General features: G+C 53.6%; 17 protein-coding genes and 1 pseudogene. 10 read left to right on the top strand and 8 right to left on the bottom strand.

Annotation, left to right across the window (positions count from 1 at the left end; all coding sequences use genetic code 11):
* The first annotated feature begins 52 nt into the window (after positions 1-52).
* On the top strand, positions 53-2,407 hold the full coding sequence (locus Poly59_RS12565) for a sulfatase-like hydrolase/transferase (protein WP_146534339.1): 2,355 nt from the start codon (positions 53-55) through the stop codon (positions 2,405-2,407).
* Positions 2,408-2,477: 70 nt separating this feature from the next.
* Here Poly59_RS12565 and Poly59_RS12560 read toward each other — a convergent pair.
* A pseudogene (locus Poly59_RS12560) lies at positions 2,478-2,888 on the bottom strand (transposase); the annotation flags it as partial.
* Between the two features lie 71 nt (positions 2,889-2,959).
* Positions 2,960-3,325, bottom strand: a complete 366-nt coding sequence (locus Poly59_RS30135) for a hypothetical protein (RefSeq protein ID WP_246151613.1) — start codon at positions 3,323-3,325, stop codon at positions 2,960-2,962.
* Here Poly59_RS30135 and Poly59_RS12555 point away from each other — a divergent pair.
* The 3 genes from Poly59_RS12555 (at position 3,248) to Poly59_RS12545 (ending at position 8,483) form a co-directional block, all read left to right on the top strand.
* Positions 3,248-3,700 carry a transposase gene (locus Poly59_RS12555; RefSeq protein WP_246151590.1) on the top strand — a complete coding sequence of 151 codons (453 nt, stop codon included), beginning with the start codon at positions 3,248-3,250 and terminating at the stop codon, positions 3,698-3,700. The two genes, Poly59_RS30135 and Poly59_RS12555, sit on opposite strands and share 78 nt — an antisense overlap.
* A 162-nt stretch (positions 3,701-3,862) precedes the next feature.
* On the top strand, positions 3,863-5,476 hold the full coding sequence (locus tag Poly59_RS12550) for an arylsulfatase (RefSeq protein ID WP_146534337.1): 1,614 nt from the start codon (positions 3,863-3,865) through the stop codon (positions 5,474-5,476).
* A gap of 658 nt (positions 5,477-6,134) precedes the next feature.
* On the top strand, positions 6,135-8,483 hold the full coding sequence (locus Poly59_RS12545) for an arylsulfatase (protein ID WP_146534336.1): 2,349 nt from the start codon (positions 6,135-6,137) through the stop codon (positions 8,481-8,483).
* A 655-nt stretch (positions 8,484-9,138) separates the two neighbouring features.
* On the opposite strand, the gene Poly59_RS12540 is transcribed toward Poly59_RS12545, so the two are convergent.
* The 6 genes from Poly59_RS12540 to Poly59_RS12515 all read right to left on the bottom strand — a co-directional run bounded on the left by Poly59_RS12540 (position 9,139) and on the right by Poly59_RS12515 (position 16,409).
* A complete protein-coding gene (locus Poly59_RS12540) occupies positions 9,139-9,894 on the bottom strand; it encodes a cysteine hydrolase family protein (RefSeq protein ID WP_146534335.1) in 756 nt (251 codons plus the stop codon).
* A 3-nt stretch (positions 9,895-9,897) separates the two neighbouring features.
* Positions 9,898-11,127, bottom strand: coding sequence for a Zn-dependent hydrolase (locus Poly59_RS12535; protein ID WP_146534512.1), 1,230 nt, complete (start codon positions 11,125-11,127; stop codon positions 9,898-9,900).
* Between the two features lie 47 nt (positions 11,128-11,174).
* Positions 11,175-13,094, bottom strand: a complete 1,920-nt coding sequence (gene asnB, locus Poly59_RS12530) for an asparagine synthase (glutamine-hydrolyzing) (RefSeq protein ID WP_146534334.1) — start codon at positions 13,092-13,094, stop codon at positions 11,175-11,177.
* 179 nt (positions 13,095-13,273) lie between these two features.
* Complete coding sequence (locus Poly59_RS12525) at positions 13,274-14,359, bottom strand: aspartate/ornithine carbamoyltransferase family protein (protein ID WP_146534333.1); 1,086 nt, start codon at positions 14,357-14,359, stop codon at positions 13,274-13,276.
* A gap of 137 nt (positions 14,360-14,496) precedes the next feature.
* A complete protein-coding gene (locus Poly59_RS12520) occupies positions 14,497-16,002 on the bottom strand; it encodes a sodium:solute symporter family transporter (RefSeq protein WP_146534332.1) in 1,506 nt (501 codons plus the stop codon).
* Positions 15,999-16,409 carry a hypothetical protein gene (locus tag Poly59_RS12515; protein ID WP_146534331.1) on the bottom strand — a complete coding sequence of 137 codons (411 nt, stop codon included), beginning with the start codon at positions 16,407-16,409 and terminating at the stop codon, positions 15,999-16,001. The genes Poly59_RS12520 and Poly59_RS12515 overlap by 4 nt, the downstream gene beginning before the upstream one ends.
* 364 nt (positions 16,410-16,773) lie before the next feature.
* Here Poly59_RS12515 and Poly59_RS12510 point away from each other — a divergent pair, with 364 nt between their 5' ends.
* The 6 genes from Poly59_RS12510 to Poly59_RS12485 all read left to right on the top strand — a co-directional run bounded on the left by Poly59_RS12510 (position 16,774) and on the right by Poly59_RS12485 (position 24,803).
* The gene (locus Poly59_RS12510; protein ID WP_146534330.1) at positions 16,774-18,429 is read left to right on the top strand and encodes an alpha/beta hydrolase; all 1,656 of its coding nucleotides are present in this window, start codon (positions 16,774-16,776) and stop codon (positions 18,427-18,429) included.
* Between the two features lie 867 nt (positions 18,430-19,296).
* A complete protein-coding gene (locus Poly59_RS12505) occupies positions 19,297-20,184 on the top strand; it encodes an SgcJ/EcaC family oxidoreductase (protein ID WP_146534329.1) in 888 nt (295 codons plus the stop codon).
* An 88-nt stretch (positions 20,185-20,272) separates the two neighbouring features.
* Entirely contained in the window at positions 20,273-21,769 is a 1,497-nt protein-coding gene (locus Poly59_RS12500; RefSeq protein ID WP_146534328.1) for a hypothetical protein, read from the top strand.
* Entirely contained in the window at positions 21,766-23,139 is a 1,374-nt protein-coding gene (locus tag Poly59_RS12495; protein WP_246151588.1) for an META domain-containing protein, read from the top strand. The genes Poly59_RS12500 and Poly59_RS12495 overlap by 4 nt, the downstream gene beginning before the upstream one ends.
* A gap of 18 nt (positions 23,140-23,157) precedes the next feature.
* Entirely contained in the window at positions 23,158-23,490 is a 333-nt protein-coding gene (locus Poly59_RS12490) for a DUF3302 domain-containing protein (protein ID WP_146534327.1), read from the top strand.
* 188 nt (positions 23,491-23,678) lie between these two features.
* Positions 23,679-24,803: an HlyD family secretion protein gene (locus Poly59_RS12485; protein ID WP_146534326.1), complete on the top strand. Its 1,125-nt coding sequence runs from the start codon at positions 23,679-23,681 to the stop codon at positions 24,801-24,803.
* Positions 24,804-24,879: the final 76 nt, after the last annotated feature.

The following is a 24,879-nucleotide window of genomic DNA, read 5'->3' as shown; positions in this document are numbered from 1 at the left end:
GAATGATTCGTGCAACTCCAGAATCGGCTATGTACATAAAGGTTTTCATTTGATGAATCGTCCGCTTCTTGCAGCAGTCGTCATTCTGTTTTCATGCAACTGCCAAGCCCAAGCACCCAACGAAGGCTCGGTGCTGCCGTTCGCGCCGACGCCGATGGATAGTGTCACCAAGCCGCGGCTTCAGGATTCGACGATGAAGTGGCCGGACGATCCAAAACGATTGCCGGACGACGCACCAAACATCTTGATTGTGATGCTTGACGACGTCGGCTACGGCGTCTCGGAAGCATTCGGAGGTGAAGTCAAGACTCCGACGTTCGAAAAGCTTGCCAAAGAAGGGATTCGGTACAACGCGTTTCATACTTGTTCGATTTGCTCGCCGACACGAGCTTCGCTGTTGACCGGACGTAATCACACGCGAATCGGCAGCGGGACAATTGCGGAGCGTGCCGTCGCGTTTGACGGTTACACAGGCATCATTCCCAAGACAGCCGCGACGATTGCTGAGGTGCTCAAGCAATACGGATACCACACTTCCGCGTTCGGTAAATGGCACAATACACCGGCCGTGGAGATCACAGCGATGGGGCCAAAGGACCGTTGGCCCAACGGCTATGGGTTCGAGCACTTCTACGGGTTTCTTGGTGGCGAGACATCGCAGTGGGAACCGCGGCTGGTACGAAACTATGACGCGATCGAGCCGCCGGAAAGTGATCCGAAATACCACTTGACCGTTGACATGGCCGATCAAGCGATTGGCTGGCTTGACAACCACCAAGCGTTCGCGCCCGACAAGCCGTTCATGATGTACTGGGCACCCGGCGGCGTTCACGGGCCGCACCACATCTTTCCCGAGTGGGCTGACAAGTACAAAGGCAAGTTCGACGACGGTTGGGATGAATACCGCAAGCGTGTCTACGCTCGGCAATTGGAGATGGGGGTTATCCCGCCGGGCACCAAGCTCACTGAGCGTGACGAAACGCTGGAAGCATGGGTAGACATTCCTGAAAACCAGCGAGAGTTTCAAATTCGATTGATGGAGTTGTTTGCGGGCTTTCTGGAACATACCGACACTCAGGTCGGACGTGTGATCGAGGCATTGGAACAGCGCGGCCTGCGCGAAAACACTTTGGTGTTCTACATCTTCGGTGACAATGGCAGCAGCAGCGAAGGGCAGCGAGGATCGATCAGCGAGTTGCTTGCCCAGAACAACATCACTAACACGATCGACCAACAAATCACGGCTTTGGAAAAAATCGGCGGCATCGATGCACTCGGGTCATCTAAGACCGACAACATGTATCACGCCGGTTGGGCCTGGGCAGGCGGCACTCCGTTCAAGGGGACCAAACTGCTGGGCGCGTACTTCGGCGGCACACGAAACCCAATGGTGGTTTCGTGGCCAAAGAAGATCAAACCTGACTCGACAATGCGGAATCAGTTCCACCATGTCGTTGACATCGCGCCGACGATCTATGAACTACTCGACATCAAGCATCCCGACGTGGTCAACGGGATCGATCAGATCCCGATAGACGGCGTCAGCCTCGCGTACACGTTTGCAGACGGCGATGCGAAGCCGCAAAAGCAAACACAGTTCTTTGACAACAATGGCAGCCGCGCGATCTACCTAGACGGATGGCTCGCGTGTGCGTTCGGACCGTTTATTCCTTGGAACACACCAGCCTCGGTCAAGCGAATCGAAAACTGGGACTCTGGAAGTGACCAGTGGGAGCTTTACGATTTAAGCGAAGATTTTTCGCAAGCGAATGATTTGGCAAACGTCTATACCGATAAACTGGCCGAGCTAAAAAAGCAGTTCTTGCAATTGGCCCAGGATAACAAAGGCTTTCCAATCGGCGCTGGCAACTGGCTGCGATTGCATCCGGAAGATCGCGTAAAGACGAAGTACACCAATTGGACATTCGGCCAATCGACTCGCCGCATGCCCGAGTTTGCGGCCCCCGGCGTCGGTCGGCAAAGCACTGACGTGAAGATTGACATCGAAATCGGCGACGAGGCCAGCGGAGTCCTCTATGCTGTTGGCGGCAGTGGTGGTGGTTTGACCGTTTTCATGGACGCAGGACACCTTATTTATGAATACAACATGATGATCATCGAAAATTATTCGTTCAAATCAGCGGAGCCATTGCCTGCTGGTAATCATGTGATCGACATTTCGACCAGAATCGACGGTCCTGGAGAGCCTGGCGTTGTCATGATCTCCGTCGACGGAACGGAAATGGGGTCGGTGAGCTTAGCTCGTACGGTTCCCGCTGCTTTTTCGGCAACAGAATCGTTCGACGTCGGCATCGATCTTGGTTCACCTGTTTCCTCTGCCTACGACGAGCGCCGACCGTTTGAGTTCGATGGCACCATCCGCACTCTTCAAGTCGAATTGAAGTGATCCAGCATATTTATTTGTTCGTAAAGGCTTCTCGCCTCCAGTGCTGGGATCGTGAGTTCGTCTTGATTGGGAGCGAACGCTTGGTCCCCAGTTTGCCTCGATCCGTGGGGTTTTTTCCCGTTGCTTCGCCACCCAGAAGTGCCTTGGTCATCGCACCGTCAACGCTTTGCCACGTCCAATCCAGCCCAAACCGATCGTCGTATTCCGCAAGAGCTGACTGCCACAAATCATCGAACACGCCAAAGCTCACCCACTCTTGGAAGTATTCATGGGCGGTGCTGCCTGGTGCCAATGAGGTCAGGATTGCTTTCCATTGACACCCGGTCCGCATTCGGTAGAAAATTGCATCGGCAACCGATCGAAGACTGGCTCTCGGCCTTCCGCCCTTGGCGTTGCGTTCATATTGAGGGAGCAATGGTTTGAGTCGTTCCCATCGTTCGTTTGACATCCGGTATTGATCGAAACTCTGCTGACCGTCCATGGTGAGCCCTCTTTGGTGATTGAAAGTGTGGTAACTCTCATTTTCCAGGAGGGCTCATCTTTCAATCAAGGTCAAAGGGTTTTCGGATAGGCTCTAAGTACTGGCTGTTTTTGAACATTGATGATCCCGATACATGGAATGCTCAGGTCCTCGGAGTCTGCGAGGCTTACCGCAATACTATCGAGCGTTTTTAAACGCAGGGGATCCATACGGTCTTGATTGATGAACGGACCGGCATCCATGCGTGTGAGCGAATTGCCGCTGATCTGCTTCCTCGTCGTGAATATTGACACATTCGCCATAGAACGCTCGGTAAGTTTGGGGATTTTCAAGGCGCCACCGGTGAAAGCCTCTCGCCGTTGATTCGGGAGACTCGAACCGAGAAAGATTTTCTCGAAAACATCGACGGACTGGTCAGTACCAATCCCGCTGCTCATTGGCGTTTCGTAGCCGATAACTTGAACACACGCGCCATCGAATCATTGGTGCTCTATTTTGCCGCTCGCTGTGAAATCGAAACGAACCTTGATGTAAAAGGTCGGCATGGAATTCTAAAGACACTGCAATCACGGCGAGAGTTTCTCACCGACAAGAATCACCGGATACGTTTCGTCTATACACCGAGGCATTGCAGGTGGCTTAATCGAATCGAGATTTGGTTTGGGACGTTGCAAAAGAAGCTGACACGTGACGGATCATTCTGTTCGCTCGATGACTTGCAAGATCGCATCCCGCGATTCATCAAATGCTACAACGAAACAATCGCCAAGCCGTACCGCTGGAAGTGCGACGGAACGCTTCTATGCAAGTAGGCAGAATGTCGCCTTCAATCAAAGCCAACTCGGAGATTCAGCAAGAGTGCAAGCCCATGTAATTCTTTCTCTCCTCTCAAATCCACTACAATCTTTGGCTCGCACACTTCCGAGTTTTTATGTGCCGATCTTCCAGATTCCTCTTAACCAAGTGCTTCAGTGATGAATTCAAAAAACCAAGCAGTGTATAGAGCGATTCTCTCGACGCTTGCTTTGATGACCGTGTTCGCAATGTTTCAAATTACAATAGCCGGTGCCTGCGGTCAATCATTTGATCGCTCGGTGCAGACTGCTAGAAACTTTGAGCCCGCGATCCCGCGACCCGAACAAGATGCGGCGGTGGCGAAGAAGCTCGTGAACTTGGAAAAGAAGACCGGCAAGAAGCCGAACATCCTGTGGATCATCGTCGATGACATGGGCTATGGTGATCCGGGCTGCTATGGCGGCGGCGCCGCGATTGGTGCGGCAACACCCAACATCGACAAACTGGCCCGCAATGGTTTGAAGCTGACGTCGTGTTATTCCCAGCACACTTGTACGCCAACACGATCGGCGATCCTGACAGGTCGTTTGCCCGTTCGTACGGGACTGACCCGGCCGATTCTTGCCGGTGATAAGGTCACGAAAAACCCTTGGGCCGATGAAATCAGCTTGCCCAAGCTGCTTGGTGATGCCGGTTACGCGACTCTGTTGACTGGCAAGTGGCACATCGGGGAATCCGAGGGAATGCGTCCGCACGATGTCGGCTTCGACGAGTTTTACGGCTACTACCCGGCGCAAAAAGAGCTCTCCCAAGGCGTCGATGGACGTCGGTACCCTGACCTGGTGCACGACTCCGAAAAGTTGGCTGCGTTTAAGGAAATCGCACCGGCCAACCATTTGACCCACGGGTTCAAGGAGGGGGAGACGAAGCTGCTCGCCGAAATCCAATCGACCGAGGACATGGGACGCGCCGATAAGGAGCTGGCGAACTACACAATTCGCCGGATCAAAGAACTCGCTGTAGGCGACAAGCCGTTTTTTATCGAGCACTGCTTCATGAAGGTTCACGCCGACAACTTTCCAAACCCTGATCTTGGGTTCTTGAGTTCGTCGAAGTACGCGTACAAAGAAGCGATCGCGGAAGTCGATCTTCACACGGGCGAACTCATCAAAGCACTTGACGAGGCAGGCGTCTTGGAAAACACGCTTGTCTTTTTTACGTCCGACAACGGTCCGCAGATGGATGCTTGGCCCGACGGGGGCTACACGCCGTTTCGCGGAGCCAAGGGCACGACGTTTGAGGGCGGCTGCCGGGTGCCAGGGATTGCGTATTGGAAAGGCATGATCCAGCCCGGCCATGAAAGCGATGAACTGTTCGACTTAATGGACCTGTTCGGCACGGCGTTGAAACTGGCTGGCGTTTCTGCTGACAAGTTGCCCGACGATCGTTATTACGATTTCGTCGATCAAACGTCTTTCCTCCTGCATGATGAAGGCAAGTCGGCTCGCGAGGCAGTTTACTACTGGTGGGGCACCGAGTTGATGGCCTGTCGCATGCGGGAATACAAAGCGCACATCAAGGTCGTGCTACCACAAAGCACTCACATGCACATTGATATGTCCACTATTCAAAACGTTGGCGTTGCTCCTTGGTTTTTCAATTTGTACCTTGACCCCAAGGAACAGTTGCCCGTCGGACACCGACGCAACGCTTGGCTTGCCACTGTCACAGGCAAGCTGAAGACACACGGTGCGACATTCAAAAAGTATCCGCCGAAGAAGATTGGCCTCTAGGCAACTTGTCCTATTCAATTGCATCGAAGGCAAAGAAAAAGGCGGCGGTCAACACATCTGTCGCACCAGTGCGAATTTGTCTCGCGATTCAAAGTGTGGCGCTAGGCCACACTTTCCTGTACGTTCGTTCATTGAACGGGTTCTGTCAGTGAGTGGATCCCTCCAATCGTTTCTTAAAAGCAGAATACTTCTATCGCCGATTGTATTAGCGATGGCGTCACCCGGGTATCCTGAAGCGTCGCAGATCCTCAGTGCACTTAAGAGTGCAACCTGAATAGTCGAGCGTTTGTAGTTTTCTTCGCTAATGCGTTCGGAACGGCCTATCCGGAGCAGACGTCGATGAACTTTACAGCGATTCGAGCTGAGTCTCAAACGTTCGTTGATTCGCATGACTTTTGCGATATGAATTCCGTTGCGACGAATTGCTTGTGCGGCACTTATTTCAAACTCACAATTACCTTCCGTACGGAAGGAAAGTTTAGTCGTCACGCGGTTGCCGTTGAAGACGCAACCGTGGTTCGGCACGACTTGGCGGTCGGGTAATCCGAATTTGGTTGAGTGAAATGGCTGGGGTGCGTCGCCTCAGTTTTACAACCGAAGAAGTTACGATGGCAGGAGGCCGCATCGATGAGACAAGATTCAACCACCGGAGAAAACTATGTTAAAACGATTCAATGCAATTGCAATCGTTGCGGCCTGCATCTTTGCAAGTGCGGCGGGTGCTCAAGAAGCCCAAGTCGATCGCACGGAACTTCCTCTCAAGGGACCGTGGTATCCACCGATCACGACGCTTGACGCACGCGACGCCAAAGCGCCGCCGGTGTTCGAAGTGAAAGCACCCAAGGATGCACCGAACGTTGTCGTCATTTTGCTCGACGACCTCGGCTTTGGCGGAACGGGTGCGACCGGTAGCGTCCTGCCCACTCCAAATTTTGACAAACTCGCAAAAAACGGTTTGCTCTACAACCAATTTCACACCACGGCACTTTGCTCGCCGACGCGGCAAGCCCTGATCACGGGCCGCAATCACCACTCCTGCAATCAAGCCAAAATCACCGAGGTGGCAACCGCTTTCCCCGGTGCTACTGGCATGCTGCCAAATGACGTCGCCACCATTGCCGAGACCTTGCGGCTGAACGGTTACAGCACGGCGGCGTATGGAAAACATCATGAAACGGCCGTTTGGGAAATTAGTCCGTCCGGACCGTTCACACGCTGGCCAAACTTTGTTGGCTTCGATGAGTTCTACGGCTTCATGGGCGGGGAAACCAATCAGTGGGCGCCTGCGGTCTATCGCAATCTCAATCGGGTCGAAACTCCGGATGATCCCGATTACCACTTCATGAACGACATGGCCACGAAGTCCATCGAGTGGATGCGATTTCAGCAGGCTCTCACGCCCGAAAAGCCATTCTTCGTTTACTTTGCTCCCGGCGCCGTGCATGCGCCACATCACGTACCGAAATCGTACATCGAAAAACAAAAGGGCAATTTCGACGAGGGCTGGGACGTCATCCGCGAACGAATTTTTGAGCAGCAGAAAGCTCTGGGCGTCATTCCCAAAGACACGAAGCTCGCAAAGAAGCCAAACGATATCAAGGATTGGGCCGACCTTTCAGACAAAGAGCAAAAACTCTTCGCACGTCAGGCCGAAGTCTTTGCGGCCTTTCTGGACATGACGGATCACGAAACGGGTCGCGTCATTCAGGCGATCGACGACATGGGCGAACTCGATAACACGCTCATCTTCTACATCGCTGGCGACAACGGGACGAGCGCCGAAGGCGGGATGAGTGGTCTCTACAACGAGATGACATATTTCAACGCCGAACCGCAGGGCTCGGACATCGACTTCATGATGCAATACTACGACAGCTGGGGCGATCCTTCCACTTATCCTCATATGTCTGCCGGTTGGGCCGTCGCCTTTGATTCACCATTCACGTGGACGAAACAGGTGGCATCCAACTATGGCGGCACGCGTAATGCGATGGTCGTCCACTGGCCAAATCGCATCAAAGCAAAGGGTGAGATCCGATCGCAGTGGCACCACGTGATTGACGTCGCTCCCACGATCCTCGAAGCGGTCGGGCTGCCAGAACCCCGCATTGTTAACGGCGTCCCACAGCGGCCGATCGAAGGCACCAGCATGGCCTACACGTGGGAGTTTCCAAATGCGCCAAGTCAGCATACGACCCAGTACTTTGAGATGTTCGGAAACCGCGGTATCTACTTCGACGGCTGGTTCGCTGGCACGGTTCACGTCAAGCCGTGGGCCAATCCCGAAACTCGGTTCCCGGAAGATACGTGGGAACTGTATCACGTTGCCGACGACTTCAGCATGTCGACGGATCTTTCGAAGCAGCACCCAGAGATGCTGGCCAAGTTGCAACAAGCGTTCTTGGGCGAAGCGCTCAAGTACAAAGTGTTGCCCTTGGATGATCGTCGACAAGAACTGTTCAACCCCAAACTGGCTGGTCGCCCCGACCTGATGTTCGGTCGTAAGAACCTCACACTTTACGAAGGGATGGATGGACTGCTTGAGAACGATTTCATCAATGTGAAAAACACGTCATTTGAGATCGTCGCGGAGGTCGACAGCGGAGACCAACCGGCCAACGGTGTCATTATCGCGCAAGGTGGACGTTTCGGTGGGTGGGCACTGCACGTGAAAGACGGCGTTCCGATGTATACCTACAATTACCTTGGTATCACACGCAGCGTGGCCGTTGGCAAGTCTAAGCTACCCAGCGGTAAGTCGACTGTGAAGATGGACTTCGCCTATGACGGTGGCGAGAAGCCCGGTGCCGGCGGAACAGCGACGCTGTATGTGAATGATGCGTCGGTTGGCGCCACAAAGATTCCCAAGACAGAGTTCGCTGTCTTTTCTGCAGACGAGACGGCCGGCGTCGGCATTGATATGGAGACCACCGTGTCGGACGAATACGACCGAGCGACCAGCAAGTTCACCGGTAGCATCGGCAAGGTATCCATCTCAATTAAGTGATGACTTTGCATTGTCCTCCCGCCGGCTTCGGCCGGCGGGAGTCTGATGTTCGTTTGATTGTTCTAACTAAATACCTTTGAGGTGAAAGTCCAGGTATCATCAATTGCCAAGACTGATTCGGCAATCTACCGTCTAGGGGAAGAATCCTGGATCACGTCAGCGGCTTATTTCGCCAGATGTTCTGTTGATGAAAAAGCGACTGATCAATTACAAACGCTTATGTTCTTTCGTCGGATTGATGTTGGCGGCTTTGTTTCAATAGCTCTGTGGCAACTGCCGTGAACAGCGGCCCTGCAAATTGAATAGCTATTTGTCTACGTTGACGCCCGTCTAACTTCGGGAGTGACCTTTCGCCACGCTCTCTAGACGCGTCACCAACCGCCAACTAACGAAGATTCGACTCAATCGAACCTGTTCATGCTGCCCCACCGAACTGGAACAAATTTTGCTTCCTGGCAAGCATATCGTGGTGAAAAATTGTGGTTGAAAGCGTTTGGCAATCGATCAGCAACGAGTGGTTCCAACGATCGGGGGACAGTTCGTTTGAGGCCATCGACGCCGTTTTCATCACAGAACCATTTAGAAAAATGGAAAGATCAGTCTCGACAAGCGAATGATGTCGACCTTTCAGCACTACGGCTAAATTGTCAGCGCATCAGCTCACCACCGACACGATGCGATTGACGTTGTCGACGGCTTCGTCCAATGTCAAAACGCGAGCGTATCGATCGCGAAGCGTCGCTAGGGATGCTTCATGGAGCTCCGGTGTCACCGTCGCACAGCAATCGTCGATCACGGTCACCAAGTAACCAAGATCGCACGCATCCCGTATCGTTGTTTCGACGCATTCATTGGTGTAGACACCGACGATGAACAGCGACTCGATGCCTAGATTCTTGAGCACGTAGTGAATGTTGGTGGATGAAAAAACACCACTGGCTGTTTTATTGATCACGATCTCGTCGTGTTCGGGCGACGGCGCAACCTGTTCTAGAAAATCCGCTTCACGCGATCCTGGCGCCGCCAGCAAGTGCAGACGCTTGTGTCCCTTTCCACGATCGCGACCGTTTTGTGTTAGTGACTGAATCCGAGTATGAATGACTTCCAAGTCATGTGAACGAAACACATCTTGCAGTTTGCGCACGCCCGGCAAAACCATTCGACTCAACCGATCAAAGTAATACTCCTGCGCTTCAGGTGACACGCCACTTGCTTCGGCATCAGCGAAAACGCCACAGCCCGGCGCTGCATCTAAGTATTGCAGGTCGATGCACAGCAGAGCTGTGTTTCGTTCCGCCAAAAATTCTAGGTGCTTGGGGTTATCGATGAACGATTCGTGATAAACGCCGCGCAGCGGATCGGTATGCGGTGAATGAGTACGCGGCGTTTTGCTGGGATCAGTGTCGGACATTGTTTAGGAGGCCAATTGGATGAGGGTATGGAGCATCACGTTCGCACCAGCTTCGATGTCGGTCCAAGCGGTCCATTCGGCGGGCGAATGACTTTGTCCTCCCTTGCTGGGGACGAAGATCATCCCGACGGGGACCATTCGGCCCATGATCTGAGCATCATGAGCCGCACCGCTGGGCATGGGATGCGCGTCCAAGCCCAGCTTGCGGCTGTTCTGTTGCAGCGTTTGAATCATCTTCTCGCTGCAATGAACCGGCGTGATGTAACTCTTGGGTTGAAATTCGAAGACTAAATGGCGACGTCGGGCGATAGCCGACAACGCTTTGCGAAAGGCTTCCGATAGTTCATCCAAGACTTTCTCTGAAGTGTCTCGCACGTCCAACGAGAATTCGACTAACCCGGGAACGGTGTTCGTAGCACCGGGTAGGATCTGAGCTTTCCCGATCGTCGCACGACTGCGTTCACTACCGTTTTCGTCCAAGATCCGTGGGATTTCGTGAGCAAAATCGGCTAGCCCCATAAACGCATCGTTGCGCATGTTCATCGGCGTGGTCCCAGCATGATTGGCTTCACCTTTGAAGCGGATCGACCAAGTGAAAAGACCCGTGATTTCGTCGACGATGCCGACCGGTTTACCGACCCGATCGAGTACCGGGCCTTGTTCAATGTGTAGCTCCAAATAGCTGTCGATGGTTTCTGGATCGCGAGCCGCATCGAGAGCCCCGAGTGGATCCAAGCCGTGGCGGCGAAGTTCGTCCTCCAGTTTGACTCCGTTCATGTCTGTCATCGTGGCCAGCATTTCAGGGTTGATCTGGCCGCAAATCGATTGCGAGCCGAACATTCCACCAAACCGTCCTTCCTCGTCACTGAACGCTACCAACTCAATTGTCCGTCGCGTCACAAGGTTTGCTTCTTTGATACAACGCAAGCACTCCAGCCCAGCGATCACGCCCAGCGTCCCGTCAAGCGCACCGGCGCAGGGGACGGTATCGATATGTGACCCCACCAAGATCTCCGGTGCATCTCTTGTACCTTGGATCTTGGTCGACACGTTCGCCGCGCCGTCAATCCAATGAGGCAAACCAGCGGCATCGATGCGATCGGTCAACCAACGTTTCCCTTGCATATCCGCATCGGTAAAGGCCATTCGATAGATCCCGTGATCGGCTGAATTGCGCCCGATCTCGGCAAGTGCCAGTATGTCAGTTTTGATGCGTTGCAGATTCACTCGCAACAGTTCAGTGCTTGTTGGCTGATTGGATTCGAGTCTAGATTGCAATTTTAATCGACCGCGGGAAGCGGAAGCCCTTCGACGTATTGGCCGTGCAGCATATGAATCTGTAACGTGTGATTGATGATGATGTCGTTTCGTCTTGCCATTGACGGATCAGTTTCATTCCACGCATCACTGAGGAACTTGGCCAGTTTTTCTTGGTTGAACACTCCGACCGCGTTGACACGATCCTTGGTCAACCAATGATCGATCATTTCTTGTACCGCGGCTCGCTTGACTGGGTCCGTGTGTGCAGGCGGAGCCATGAAGGCAAACTTTTTGCGTTCGTAAAGTTCACGAGGCAACACGTTGACCATCGCTTCTCGCAGCACCCACTTTTCGATGCCGTCCCGGATACGGACGTCAGGCGGAATGGTCGTCGCGTACTCTGCCACGTGGTGATCTAAGAAAGCGGGCCGGGCTTCCATTGAATTGGCCATGTCCATCCGGTCGCCACCCCACGTCAAAATCTGTCCCTCCAACATCGTCTTGCTCCACGTGTACTGAGAAACATCCAGCCGATTTCGACCGCGAACCATGTCTGGATCAATTGCCGCAGCGACTTCCGCGACAGGATCATAGTTGGCCAGCAGGTCTTGGATGGACGAGCTCAGCAGAGGCCGGACTCGATCGAGCACCATCATCCAAGGTTGGATCCAAGACGGTGTGAAACCGCAAACGTCTTGCCATGCAGGGTGACTCTGATCTTCTTCTGCCAGGATCGCGCCCGCTAAAATTTTGTCGCCTTGATCGCGGCCGAGCCAATCTCGTTTAAAGAAAGCATAGCCGCCGAACAACTCGTCGGACCCTTCGCCCGTGATCACAGCTTTGTAGTTGCAGGCCCGAACACGGCGGCTCATATGCCACTTGGCAACCGCCAACGTGTTGTAAAACGTCCGTTCGGCGTGCCAAGTCGCTCGTTCAAAGGCGGGACCATACAGTTCCTTTTCTGTCAGGCGTAACAGTTCTTGTTCGGCGCCCGTTCGCTCGGCCATCCGCCGGGCGATATTGGATTCGTCGTACTCGTCACTGTCGAATGCGATTGTAAAGGCTTTGATCGGCGATTGCTGCAAATGAGTCGCCAAGCCAAGAATCGAACAGCTGTCGATTCCGCCGGAAAGATAGCAGCCAACCGGTACGTCTGCTTCTAGTCGTGTGGCGACGGCATCAATCAAACGTTCTTTGACACCTTGCACGTATTCGGTGGGATCGACGCCCGTTTCGTGGGACTCGGGGAATTCCATGTCCCACCATCGTTTGGTTTGAATCTCTAGCCGATCGCCGCGCAGTTTTGCGATCAGCATGTGGCCGGGCTTGATCGCGTGAACGTTCTCGAACGCCGTTGACCCAGGAACCATCACTTGCATCATTTGGTGGGCCGCCGCCTTAGGGCACAGCTGAGGCGTGACATCGGGATGCTGCAAGATTGACTTTACCTCGGATCCCCACACTAGTCCTGAGTCACCGACGTGGTAATAGAGCGGTTTAATTCCGAAGCGGTCGCGGATCAATATCAAGCGTTGTTCAGTCTGGTCATACAGAACGATCGCGAACTCGCCACGAAGTTTTTCGACAAAGCTCAAGCCATGCTTCAAGTACAGTGGCAAAGTGATCGCACTGTCGCTTTTGCCATTGCACGCGAATTCTTCGCAGGCAAGTTGCGTGCGAATGGTTTTGTAGCCGTAGAGTTCGCCGTTGACCGTTGCGGCGTAGTTACCGTCGTCCGTTTCGATGGGTTGGTGACCGCAATCGAGTCCGATGATCGACAGTCGCGTATGACCCAGCGCAACGCCTTGTTCGCAAAAGAACCGGCTGCCGCGTTCATCGGGTCCGCGGTGATCCAACACGTCCAGCATCGGATTTAGGGCAAACCGAAGGTCGCGCTGGTTAGTACGTCGAGGATTCCAAAAACCGGTGATGCCACACATGAATACAAAATCGGGAACTGAGAAGTGGAAGGAAGTATGAGACTCAAAGTGCGTCGGGCGACTAGCCGATTAGCAGTTTGCAGTAGGCAAGCTCGACCAATGCAACGTATGCCGTCAGCTGACTGTTGAACGAATATTGCAAGAGCAGAAAATAAGCAACCGGACGGATCTACTCTGGATCAATTTCGAGGGATGCCACTGATTCGATCCAGTCGATCGAGTACGCAAGTCAGCAAGGCTTGTCGCACAAAAACGGCTCCGGCGGCTTGCGCGAAGTAAAGGTTGTGATCGGTATGATCCAACGTTTCGCCCAGTTCGTCGTTTCGCGCTAGCGGATGCAAAATGACCGCATCTGGTTTCAGATTGCTGCCTTTTTCCAATTTGTACCGTGAATCTAAGTTGCGATAACTGTCACCCAAGAAAGCGATCGAGTTGACGTACACCACATCCAATTCGGGTAAGACTTCACGGACATCGTTGATGATTTCGATTGGTATAGGCGATTCTTCGATCGGTTCGGTCAGATCCAAACCGACTGGGTCAGCCAGTTCTGAAATCAGAGTGATTTTCTTGACCGCGCCGGGAAACATCAGAGCCAAACGCACGAAGCTCTTCACCGCCCGCATTGACCCCGGCGTTCCTATGACGCCCAGATGAACTTGACGATCTTCCGGGCAATTGGGGCGACACAGTTCAGGTCTCCACTTCAATAACGCATACCAATCGATCAATGCTTGGGTGGGATGATGGCCAGAACCATTGCCAGCGTTGATCAACGGCCGCTGCAGGTTCCTTTGGATTTGATCAATGCAGTCGGTGTCCGGATGGCGCATGATGACAACGTCACCGTACGTGTTGAACATCTCACCGATGTCGGCTAGCGATTCACCTTTAGCGATTCCCGTCACTTGGCCATCGGGCACGGAAAGGACTTTTCCGTCGAGTCGCAGCACCGCGCTTTCGAACGACAATCGCGTCCGCGTACTGGCTTCGAAGAAGGCGGTGATGGCGATCTTTCCGTCCAACGGTTTGTCCATCTCGACGTTCTGAGATTCCAGCAGTGCCGAAAGCTGTGCGATTGCGACAACCGACCGGCGGTCAAACTGGCGTGGGTTCAGAATTGATTTGCCGGCGAGAGCTTGCAGTGCTTCGCGATCAATTTGATGTTCGCAAGCATCCAGCAGCGGATGGGGGCGAAGGCGTTGCCCTTTTGAGTTGGTGCCGACCGGAGTTACACCACCGAATGTTTTTTGTTTATCAGGCATCTCGTTTGGCTCGCTCACCAAAGTTGTCGATCGCGAGAATCGAAGACAAGGAACGCGATCAGAGCCGCCACGCCGATGCCAACAAGCATCAGCGCACCAATCACTAAAAATTGAAGAAACCACAGTGGAAACATCGCTCACATTGCCTCGTCAGCGAGATTTTTGAAATCAAAATTGTCTGGTAAGACAAGTGTGGCCAAGCCGAACACCACGCCGGATATGCTGGCACCGACCAGCGATGCGACAAACCAGCCGATCGCGAAGTAGGCCCACAAACCGGTGGTAGTCCCGAACAGCATCGACAGGCAAGCGGCAGTCGGGCCGGGGCGGCGAAAGTACAGGCCGCCAATGATTGGCCAAATGCAACTGCCGACCATCGGCCCAGCAAAGAACAAGACCGTTGCCAGAGAACCGACGTTGGGATAGGCCACCGCCCAGGACGCGGCGCCTAAGAAAATAATGGTCAGCGTCGAAGCACGCCGCTTGGCCGCATCGGTCATCCTCATGGGTGTTGTTTCCGGATTCTCGCAACTCGCCTCATCTGCCTGACTGATTCGCAATTTATTCATCGGTGCGATGATGTCATTGACGATCAAGTCCGCCGTAGCGGCAAGGAGGCTGTCGATGCTGGACGCCAACGAGCAAAACACGACCACGAACACTAGCAGCGCACCGCCCGTCCCTAATAACGTCGCCGCCACTAGCGGACCAACAGTATCGGGCTGGCTAATTCCGATTCCCAATGCCGGTGCCGCCAGCCCCAAAAATCCGGCGACAATCGGAATCGGCAACCAAAGGGCGCCACCAATCGCGTAAGCCTTTGGGCCGACGCCTTCTCGCATCGCAAACGCCCGGCTCCACCACACGTTGCTGTGGAAAATCTCGCCAAACCCAAACAGCATGTTGTTGAACAACGCCATCAGTGCGGCAGGAAAGAAAACCGACAGCAGCATCGGACGGTTGTTTTCCAGCTTGGAGTGCACATCGGCAATGTCGATTTGCACCAGTACAGCGACGGCTACAACGACCAAACCGATCATGATGATCAAGCTCTGGATAAAGTCGGTCCCGATGACGGCGTACATGCCGCCGAAAAGTGTGTAGACAACACAGACAGTGACGACCACCGACATGCCCACGGGATAGGGGATGCCCGACAACACTTCCAACAGTTTGCCACCCGCCATCGACATGGAAATCAACCAGGTGAACGCATAGAAGATCGAGATCAGCAGAAACGGTATCGAACCAAGCAAGCCATAACGGCGACGAACGAATTCAACGGCCGTGTAACCATGCGGCATCAGTCTCCTGATTCGACCACTCATTGGCGCGAAAGCAAACAAACCAAAGCTGGCGGTGGAATACGCGACCGCGCCCCAAATGCCCAACTGCAACGCGAACTGAGGTGCCAGCATGGTCGTGTTGGAAGTAATCCATGTCGCGACTGCAGTTGCGGTCCCTAGTGCTAAACCAACATTCCGTCCCGCCACGGCAAAGCCATCATAAGACTTTGCTTGGCGCCCCCACCATATGCCCAGGCCGATCCAAAGAACGCTAAAGCATGCCAGCATCACGTAGCCCGCGGTGGGCGACAGAATAGCGGTCGACGCCAGGCTGAAATGGATGCAACTGCAGATCATGAATCGTCTGCCCGCTTCGCGTAAGTCTCTGCCCGCTTCGCGTAAGTCTCTGCCCGCTTCGCGTAAGTCTCTGCCCGCTTCGCGTAAGTCAAGGAACAGGAAGATGTCTGCCGATCGTGCATCCAGCCCCAGCCGATGGCACCGATAATGGCCAGAACAACGACCAACCCGACACCAAAGCAAACCCACGCTTGCGTCATCGACCAATGGTCGACCGTGATCACCGCCGCTGTTTGGCTGGCGCCGACCAGTCCGCCATCGTCCGAATACGCTTTGACCGAAAAGGAGTGCTGCCCATCCGGCAAGCCGGAAATGAAGGCTTCAGGTAGAATGCCGTCGTAAAACGACACGCCCTTGGAATCGCGGACTTGGTACCGAGTTGCTCCGATCACTTCGTTCCACGTCAACGCCTGATAACCCTCTCGGACGTTGTTAAAACGAAATTGCCCAAATGTAATTTTCGTGATTTTGGAGCTCGACGTCCTGGTTGCAACAGATACATCTTGAGCCCATCCAGATGAGACGTGACTGAAAACAGCCACCAGCTGGAAACAAAAAACTGCCGCTAACCAAGCATAGCGAAAACGCATTCGAACGTGGTCGATCATTCACTCGCCAAAAACAGATCGCCTTTTCGGGCGACGACGATGATCGTAGTTTCCAGAACAAAAAGAGTAATGAAATGGGCGTGGTAGACATCATGCGTATCGAACAGAATACCAGTTGATCGCTCTGGTCGAAACCACATTAAAATCTTGCATAGTCGATTCGATGAAAGAACAACTGGTCCAATACAAAAAATCTTTCTCCTTTGTCGGATTAATGCTGGCGGCACTGTTCTTTGCTGCTTCGGTGACGCCGTCTTTGTTGCCGCGAACGTACTTGGTGCAGGGGATTCTATCTGGTTTTGCGTTGGCGATCGGATACACGGTTGGTGTGTTGGCGGTGTGGGTCTATCAGTTTTTCGAATTCCGTGAACCTGCCGGTCGCACTCAGTTGATCGCCAAGCGGATCACCGTTGGCGTCGTGGCGTTGTTATTCGTTGGTTTCCTTTGGCGCATGACGTTTTGGCAAAATTCGATTCGTGGCCTAATGGGAATGGAGGACTTGGAGACTGCCTATCCGTATCGCACCGCCGCGATTGCGGTTGTTCTGGGGGCTATCTTGGTATCTCTTGCGCGAGCGTTTGTCGCTGCGAGCGGATTCGTCGCGGGCAAGCTCAATCACATCTTGCCGCGTAAGGTGGCGACCGCCACTGCGTTCGTCAGCGTTGGGTTGGTGGTGTTGTTCCTTTCGAATGACTTGGTCGCAAAGAACTTGTTGTCAGTCGCCGATTCGTTCTTCGCCAAATTAGATGAACGAAGCGATGACGAAGTCAAACCGCCAACCAACGAAACCATGACCGGAAGCGAAGCCTCGCTCGTGAATTGGGATTCGATCGGTCGCCAAGGCAAGAACTTCCTGGCTCTCGGTCCGACACAGGCCGAGATCTCGGACTTCATTGGCGAAGAAGCCGAACGTCCGGTTCGTGTATACGCCGGAGTGCGATCGCGCCCCACGATGCGTGGGCGCGCCAAACTAGCGTTGGAAGAACTCAAACGCGTTGGTGGCTTTGATCGCTCGGTCCTGATCGTAGCCACGCCGACGGGGACAGGTTGGCTTGATCCATCGGCGGTCGACACGGTCGAGTACCTACACGGTGGCGACACGGCGATCGTCAGCATTCAATATTCCTACTTGCCAAGTTGGATCACGATTTTGGTCGACCCGCAGCGTTCGATCGATTCGGCCCAGGCTTTGTTTGATGAGGTCTACGGTTACTGGAAAACGCTTCCCAAGGACGGCCGGCCACGACTTTATCTACATGGTTTGAGCCTTGGGTCACTGGGTTCGGAAGAGTCCGCCGATCTGCTGACGGTCTTTGAAGACCCGATCGACGGTGCCCTATGGAGCGGGCCGCCGTTTCCGAGCAAGCAATGGAAGTCCGTCGTGCGCAATCGCAATCCCGAAAGTCCCGCTTGGTTGCCAACATTCCGCGACGGAAGACTGCTCCGATTCACCGCGCAAGAAAACTCGCTGGAACCAGGCAAAGAGTGGGGGCCGATGAGAGACGCGTACATTCAGTACTCAAGCGATCCAATGGTTTGGTTTTCGCCCAGCCTGGCGTGGAGTCGTCCCGCTTGGTTGACTGATCCTCCGGGGCCGGATGTGTCGCCGTACTTGCGTTGGTATCCGATCATCACATTCTTGCAAATTGGATTTGACCTTCCCATGGCGACAACGGTTCCGATCGGCCACGGTCACAACTACGCACCATCGAGTTACATCGACGGCTGGGTGGCGGTGACGCAATCCGAATACGCGTCACCCTCGCAAATCAAATCTTTGAAAGATGTGTTCCGCAACAAAGGCGTTCCAAAGCCATGACTCGTGAACGAGCGGTTGACCCACGTAATTGACCACGCAAAAGGTTTCTGCGACTGAGGGTTTTTGGAACGGTCAACGGCATTCATTTTGCGTGCAGTGTAGGCAACGGTCGCGTCATCAAGGTTAGTCGATCGAGATGTCTTTCCTGGCATTCGACTCGGTCGGATTCGTAGATGAGCGGACAATTTTGCGGAAGAGTCGATGGAGAGCACTCACAGTTGAACGAAGTTGCTCTGCCCGAATCGGCCAAAAGCAAATAGCTCGCCATCGGTGGTTGTCGGCTCTCTTGCATCCAGAGGGCACTGCTGCGTTGTCGCCGAGCGAGATGGCCTTCGGTGGTCCAATCATGGAGATTCTCAAGTCGACGGAGTCCAGCTTGGGAATTTAGTCGTTTTTTGGTCGAGGCGGCTCGACTTGCCCGAGAACGCAGCGGAATACTGTACGCAGTAGCCGTTTTCTCGGCGGGCTCGGTTGTTTCGTGAATCAAAAAAATCTGTGTTATGAGTCCAGTTTTTCGGGATTGAGCAAACTAGAATTTGCTCAAATGATAAGATCAATCCCGGTAAGCGACTGATCGAATTTGAATCGAAATCGGTTGGCGAAATTTGCGATATGAAAGTCTCGCTTCGAATCGATCGTGAGGCGCAAATGTGTGGTGCGATGGCAATAGGCTGTTTCCGTAACGCGACCCTCGGCATCGCACAGCATCAAGTTTTTCCTTTCAGGTTGGACTACTTCGACAAATCCCCGTTCGCACCAGATCGGATGATGGAAAAATCCTTGATTGAGTATTTGATAAAGAATTAGTTGGACAGCGACGCTTGGTGGCTCTCGCCGCTCGGTCGACCACTCTCTTCGAGAAAATTTATGAAAAAACTATTCGCCATCTACATCGCATCGCTGATTGTTTTCGTTCCCGCTGCGGCGGCCGAACCCGCAAGCGGCGACATGAAAGCCATTTCCAATGCCGTCGAAGGCTACGTAAAGGACTTCAACGACGGTAACGTTGCCGGCATCGCTTCCCGTTGGATGGAAAACGGGCAAGTGACCGATTCTGAAGGGAATGTTACGAAGGGCCGCGACAAATTGTCGGAGCAATTGAGTGCGTACTTTGCAGAAGTAAAGGATCCAAAGCTCTCTGTTGATGTGAAGTCGATTGAGATGATCTCGCCGAACGTTGCTCGCGAGACGGGTGTATCAACGATTTTTGCGTCAGAGCAAGTACTCGAACGTACGGACTATGTTGCCGTGCATGTCAAAATAGAGAGTGGATGGAAAATTGATTCGATCATTGAGAGCACGCACGTCGATGCGGCGCCGTCGAATTACGAACATCTGAAAAACCTAGAATGGATGATTGGAACGTGGAGTGCCGGCGACGAGCAGTCATCGATCACGACGACATGCCGCTGGTCAAAGAATCAGAACTTCATCATCCGCTCTTTTGAAGTGCAAGATGGAGCAGAAGACAGTTTCGAAGGGACGCAGGTCGTCGGATGGGATCCTGTTAATGAGGCGATCCGCTCATGGACGTTTGACTCCGATGGAGGATACGCTGCAGGTCGATGGAAGATCGAAGACGGTCGCTATCTCGAGAGTTCCAAAAGCATTCTCGCGGATGGCCGGGTGGGGTCTTCCACTCATATTTACCAACTGGGGAGCGATGGTTCGGTTAGCTACCAAGCTATCGCCAGGCAGGTGGATGACGAACTGTTGCCAAGCGTAGGCCCAGTTACGCTGAATCGCGGTGAGTGACCAGGACCACTTTGCGAATCGCAACAAAACCGTCTTTATTTCGAAACACAAGATTGATCCAGCTACCCATTCTCAATTGGCAAGCATCATGAAAACCAAAATTTGGATTCTCTGCATCTCAGTTTTTCTGTGCTCCTTTCCCGTAGCCGACGCATTGGCCGGGCGAGGAGGTGGGCGTGTCGGCAGCGGAGGCGCAGCCAGAATGGGTGGAGGCGCTCGGATGGGCGGCAGCAGTTTTGGTGGCGGTGCCCGTCCGAACTTTTCATCGCATGCGCCGTCAATGAGTCGAGCGACACCATCGATTAACCGTTCAAATTTTACCCGCCCCAGTCCTAGCCGGCCAAGTCTTCCGGGTGCAACTCGCCCTACCCCAAGTCGACCCCAAGTTTCTCGCCCAAACATCTCGCAGCCGGCGACAAGTCGTCCCGACATCAGTCGTCCCAACATCAGTCGTCCCAACATCAGTCGTCCAGGTGCCGATCGACCTAGTATCAGTCGGCCCAGCCTTGGCGGCGGAGACCGTCCCGGTTTGGGAAGTGGTGATCGCCCCAGCATTGGCGGGGCGAACGGACCGACGTTTGGCGGCAAACGTCCCAACATTGGACAACTGGATGACTTCCTTGGCATGCCGGGCGGTTCCAACCGCCCGACAACGCTACCTGGCAAGGTAACTGGGAAGCGTCCAGGCGATATAGGTTCAAAGCTGCCTGGCGAATTGCCAAGTGCGTTGCCAGGTGGAATCGGCAAAGACAGGCCGAACCGTCCCGATGGAGGCAGCATCAAAGACAATGTGAAAATTGGCGACACCAACGTTCGCGACAGAGTCGGAAACATTGGCGACCGAGATATCAATATCAACGCGGGCAACCGCGTCAACATTGGCAATCGCATCGGCAGTAACAATGTCAGTTCGATTCGCAACAAGTATTCAAACAACGTCAATCGTCCCTTCGGCAACAGTAACTTTTGGGATCCGGGATATAGCCGTCACCCCAATCATTGGCGCTGGCAGCATGGTTGGAATCGTTATCCGCCGTATTGGGGTTGGCGAGTCGGCAGTTGGGCTACGGTGGGAACCTTTTTCGCTTGGAACTGGGTGACACCAACACCGGTCGTATATGACTACGGTTCGACCGTCGTGTATCGCGACAACTATGTCTATGTGGATGACCAGCAAGTTGCGGCGGCCGATGTGTACTACGACCAGGCGTCCACGATCGCCGAAAATGTTCCAGAAACAGTCAATCCAGATAAGGTCGAGTGGATGCCATTGGGCGTGTTTTCTATTTCGGCGGAAGAGGCCACGGATACCGGATTGCTAATTCAATTAGCCGTCAGTAAAGAAGGTATCATCGCCGGGACGTTCTACAACGAGACCACTGATTCCAGCCGCCCGATCGAAGGAACGGTTGATCGAAAAACGCAAAGAGCCGCTTGGAAATTTGCCGACGAAAAGAACAAGGAAGTCGTGATGGAAACGGTCGTTCACAATTTGACCGAAGACGAATCCACAGCACTAGTTCACTTCGGCGCCGACAAGCAAGAGTACTGGAACATGGTTCGGATGGAGGAACCTGCGGAATGAATACGAAACTTTCGAAGATGCCACTGGTCCGCCTAGTCGTCACAGGTCTTTTGTTTGTCTGGCCGTTTCTCTCTCAGGCGGCTGATCCGCTCTCGTCCTGGAACGACGGCCCAGCAAAAGAGTCGATCATCAACTTCGTCAGTTCGGTGACGGACGCGCAATCAAAGGACTACGTCGATCCGACGGACCGTGTCGCAGTGTTTGATAATGATGGAACCCTGTGGTCTGAAACACCGATTCCGTTTCAAGCGGCTTACGCGTTCGATGAAATAAAGCGGCGTTCGCCTGATGAGCCGCAACTTGCGGCGGATCCGATGGTCCAGGCGGTCCTTGATGGCGATGTCGGAAAGTTGCTTGAAGGAAAGCATCACGACGGCTTGATGCAGGTTTTGGCGCTGACGCATGCGGGCATGACAACGGAAGAGTTTGACACGAGCGTCACTGCATGGTTGAAAACGGCCAAGCATCCTCGTTTCCAAAGAGCCTATGACACATGCACGTACGTACCGATGCAGCAGCTGCTTGGGTACTTGCGAGCCAACGACTTCAAATGTTTCATCGTCTCCGGTGGTGGCGCGGATTTCATGCGAGTCTGGTCCGAGCGCGTGTACGGAATTCCGCCCGAGAATGTGGTTGGCTCGACAGGGCAAACCAAGTACGTAGTACGCGACGGAGAGCCGCTGCTGATCAAGACGTTGGATCATCTGTTCGTCGATGACAGAGAGGGCAAACCGGTTGGGATTCATCATTTCATTGGCCGTCGCCCGATCGCTTGTTTTGGCAATAGCGACGGTGACCAAGCAATGATGGAGTACACGACGATCGGCAATCCGCTAAAAAGCTTTGGAATGATTATTCATCACACGGATGCGGACCGTGAATATGCCTACGACGCGGATCCACCGAGCTCGGGAAAGCTGACGACGGCGATGGACGTGGCATCCGAAAGAGGTTGGACGGTCGTAGACATGAAAACTGATTGGCGTCAGATTTTTGGTGACGAGAGCATGGATAGTGACGAGTCGTCCGGTCAGAAGTTGTTTGGCAATTGGCTGGCTGAAGATATCGAAGGCCGTGGAGTCGTGGACCGGGCGCAAAGCACGCTCACGATCGCTGCGGACGGTTCCGTCAGCGGTTCGACCAGCGTTAATCGCTATCACGGAATGGCGACAATTAATCAGAAAAGCATCAAGTTCGGTCCGCTTGCTACGACGCGCCGGGCTGGGCCGCCAGCATTGATGGACCAAGAAAAACGATTCGCAGCTGCGTTAGAGAAAACCGTACGTTTCCGAATTGCTGAAACGGGCTTGTTGTATTTCTCGGACGTCGAAGGCAACGACGTTTTACGTTTATCCAAAATGAACGACTAACGTGCAGAGGTAACTTTGATGGAATTTCAATTCGAGTCGCTCGGCCCTGCGATCCGCTGGGTTGTGCTGATTTTCATGATCGTCTTTGCAATACTATTATTAGCTTTCGTCGTCGTACTGGCTGCGTTGCCGGGCCAGATCGCTAAGGCACGCAAACATCCACAATCGCAGGCTGTCAACATTTGCGGTTGGGTGGGGTTGCCGACGGGGATTTTGTGGGCGATCGCAATGGTGTGGGCATATTGGGTTGAAAAACAACCGGGCACCGCGTCGGAGGCTTGGAGCGTGGATCTCACGCGTCAGCTCGATCACTTAGAAAACTCCATTGCTGCTCTCGAAGCAAAACAATAAGGCAAGTTGCTCATGATCCCAGCCATTCTAAGCTGCGTTTACGTCATCTATCTCTATCATACGCTCCACCACATGGAATCATCTGGCGTCGATAGTGCAGCTGAGGTCTCCGTGACGCCGGAAGCCATCTCGGATCGTATCCAAAAGATTCAGCATCGACTAGACAAGCTTGCTGAGGGGACTTGATCATGAGTTGGTTGTTGGCGGGAATGTACTGCGGCGTCCTGTGGTTGGTCTTTGCAAAGTTAAAGTTAATACGACTGTCGTTGCCCATCGCAATCGTTGCGGCATCGGTTGGTCCTGCATTGATCGTTGCGCTTTTGTTTTGCGCACAGTACTATCATCCGTTTACCAGTAACGTTATTGCCTTTGAACAAGTTGTGCCCATTGCGGCGGGCGTCAATCAGAGAGGGCGAGTGATCGAGGTGGCCGTGACGCCAAATGTTCCTGTCAAATCAGGGGACGTGCTGTTTCGCGTCGATCCGGTCCCGTATAAGAACACAATTCGTCAACTGACAGCCTCACTCGAGCAAGCCAACCAGAGTAAAGAAATCGCCGAAGCTTCGGTGGTATTGGCCGAAACGAGCGTGACTCGAGCGACGTCGAGTCTTGAGTTGGCGACGAAGACGCGCGACCGCGAACAAAAACTGATGGACCAACAAGCCGGCAGTCAACAGAGTCTGGATAACGCGATCAATGCCTACAACCAAGCCGATGCAGCGTTGGTTCAGGCAAACACGAACTTGTCTCAAGCAAACTTGGCGGTCAGTTCCGCCGCTGCTCAGATCGTCCAAATGCAAACTCAATTGGACACGGCGAACTACCAACTTGATCAGACCACGGTTGTCGCACCAAGCGATGGCTACGTCGTCAACCTGCAGCTTCGCGAAGGCATGATGGTGGGTGCCGTTAGTGGACCGGTGCTCAGTTTCGTCTTGGAGAATTCGCAAGACAATCGGGGCGTGGTCGTCGCATCGTTTAACCAGAAAAACTATCTGCGAATCAAACCGGGGCAGTACACCGAGGTCGCACTGAACAACTACCCAGGTGAGATTTTGACTGGTCGTGTGATCAACACGATCGATGTCTCTGGCGCTGGTCAACTGACCGCTTCAGGCCTTGTTCCGACGATGCTCAATTCAGGAAAGCCATCGGCATTCGCCGTGCGAATCAAACTGGACGACGCCGACGCGATTCGGCTGCCAGGCGGGACTCAAGCGATTGCGGCAGTCTATACCGAAGATTTGCAAATCGCGGGATTACCCGTGATGTTTTTGATCCGCGCCCAAAGCTGGTTGCGATACTTGTTGTAAAGACATTCTGAACCCAATGAAGCGAAAGTGGCAGGCTTCATTGTCGCGGTTCACTTTTCCCGAAAACTGCCCTACT

Origin of the sequence: Rubripirellula reticaptiva (assembly GCF_007860175.1) — a bacterium.
In the GTDB taxonomy this organism is placed as follows: Bacteria; Planctomycetota; Planctomycetia; order Pirellulales; family Pirellulaceae; genus Rubripirellula; species Rubripirellula reticaptiva.
The sequence above is the reverse complement of the archived record's forward strand: the minus strand, read 5'-3'. Positions and strand labels throughout refer to the sequence as shown.

Bases quoted from the DNA above. Each gene is read 5' to 3' on its own strand.
- Poly59_RS12525 (WP_146534333.1), bottom strand. From the start codon at position 14,359: ATGCCTGATAAACAAAAAACATTCGGTGGTGTAACTCCGGTCGGCACC.
- Poly59_RS12485 (WP_146534326.1), top strand. From the start codon at position 23,679: ATGAGTTGGTTGTTGGCGGGAATGTACTGCGGCGTCCTGTGGTTGGTC.
- asnB (WP_146534334.1), bottom strand. From the start codon at position 13,094: ATGTGTGGCATCACCGGTTTTTGGAATCCTCGACGTACTAACCAGCGC.
- Poly59_RS12510 (WP_146534330.1), top strand. From the start codon at position 16,774: ATGAAAGAACAACTGGTCCAATACAAAAAATCTTTCTCCTTTGTCGGA.
- Poly59_RS12540 (WP_146534335.1), bottom strand. From the start codon at position 9,894: ATGTCCGACACTGATCCCAGCAAAACGCCGCGTACTCATTCACCGCAT.
- Poly59_RS12565 (WP_146534339.1), top strand. From the start codon at position 53: ATGAATCGTCCGCTTCTTGCAGCAGTCGTCATTCTGTTTTCATGCAAC.
- Poly59_RS12495 (WP_246151588.1), top strand. From the start codon at position 21,766: ATGAATACGAAACTTTCGAAGATGCCACTGGTCCGCCTAGTCGTCACA.
- Poly59_RS12505 (WP_146534329.1), top strand. From the start codon at position 19,297: ATGAAAAAACTATTCGCCATCTACATCGCATCGCTGATTGTTTTCGTT.
- Poly59_RS12550 (WP_146534337.1), top strand. From the start codon at position 3,863: ATGAATTCAAAAAACCAAGCAGTGTATAGAGCGATTCTCTCGACGCTT.
- Poly59_RS12520 (WP_146534332.1), bottom strand. From the start codon at position 16,002: ATGATCTGCAGTTGCATCCATTTCAGCCTGGCGTCGACCGCTATTCTG.
- Poly59_RS12545 (WP_146534336.1), top strand. From the start codon at position 6,135: ATGTTAAAACGATTCAATGCAATTGCAATCGTTGCGGCCTGCATCTTT.
- Poly59_RS30135 (WP_246151613.1), bottom strand. From the start codon at position 3,325: ATGAGCAGCGGGATTGGTACTGACCAGTCCGTCGATGTTTTCGAGAAA.
- Poly59_RS12490 (WP_146534327.1), top strand. From the start codon at position 23,158: ATGGAATTTCAATTCGAGTCGCTCGGCCCTGCGATCCGCTGGGTTGTG.
- Poly59_RS12500 (WP_146534328.1), top strand. From the start codon at position 20,273: ATGAAAACCAAAATTTGGATTCTCTGCATCTCAGTTTTTCTGTGCTCC.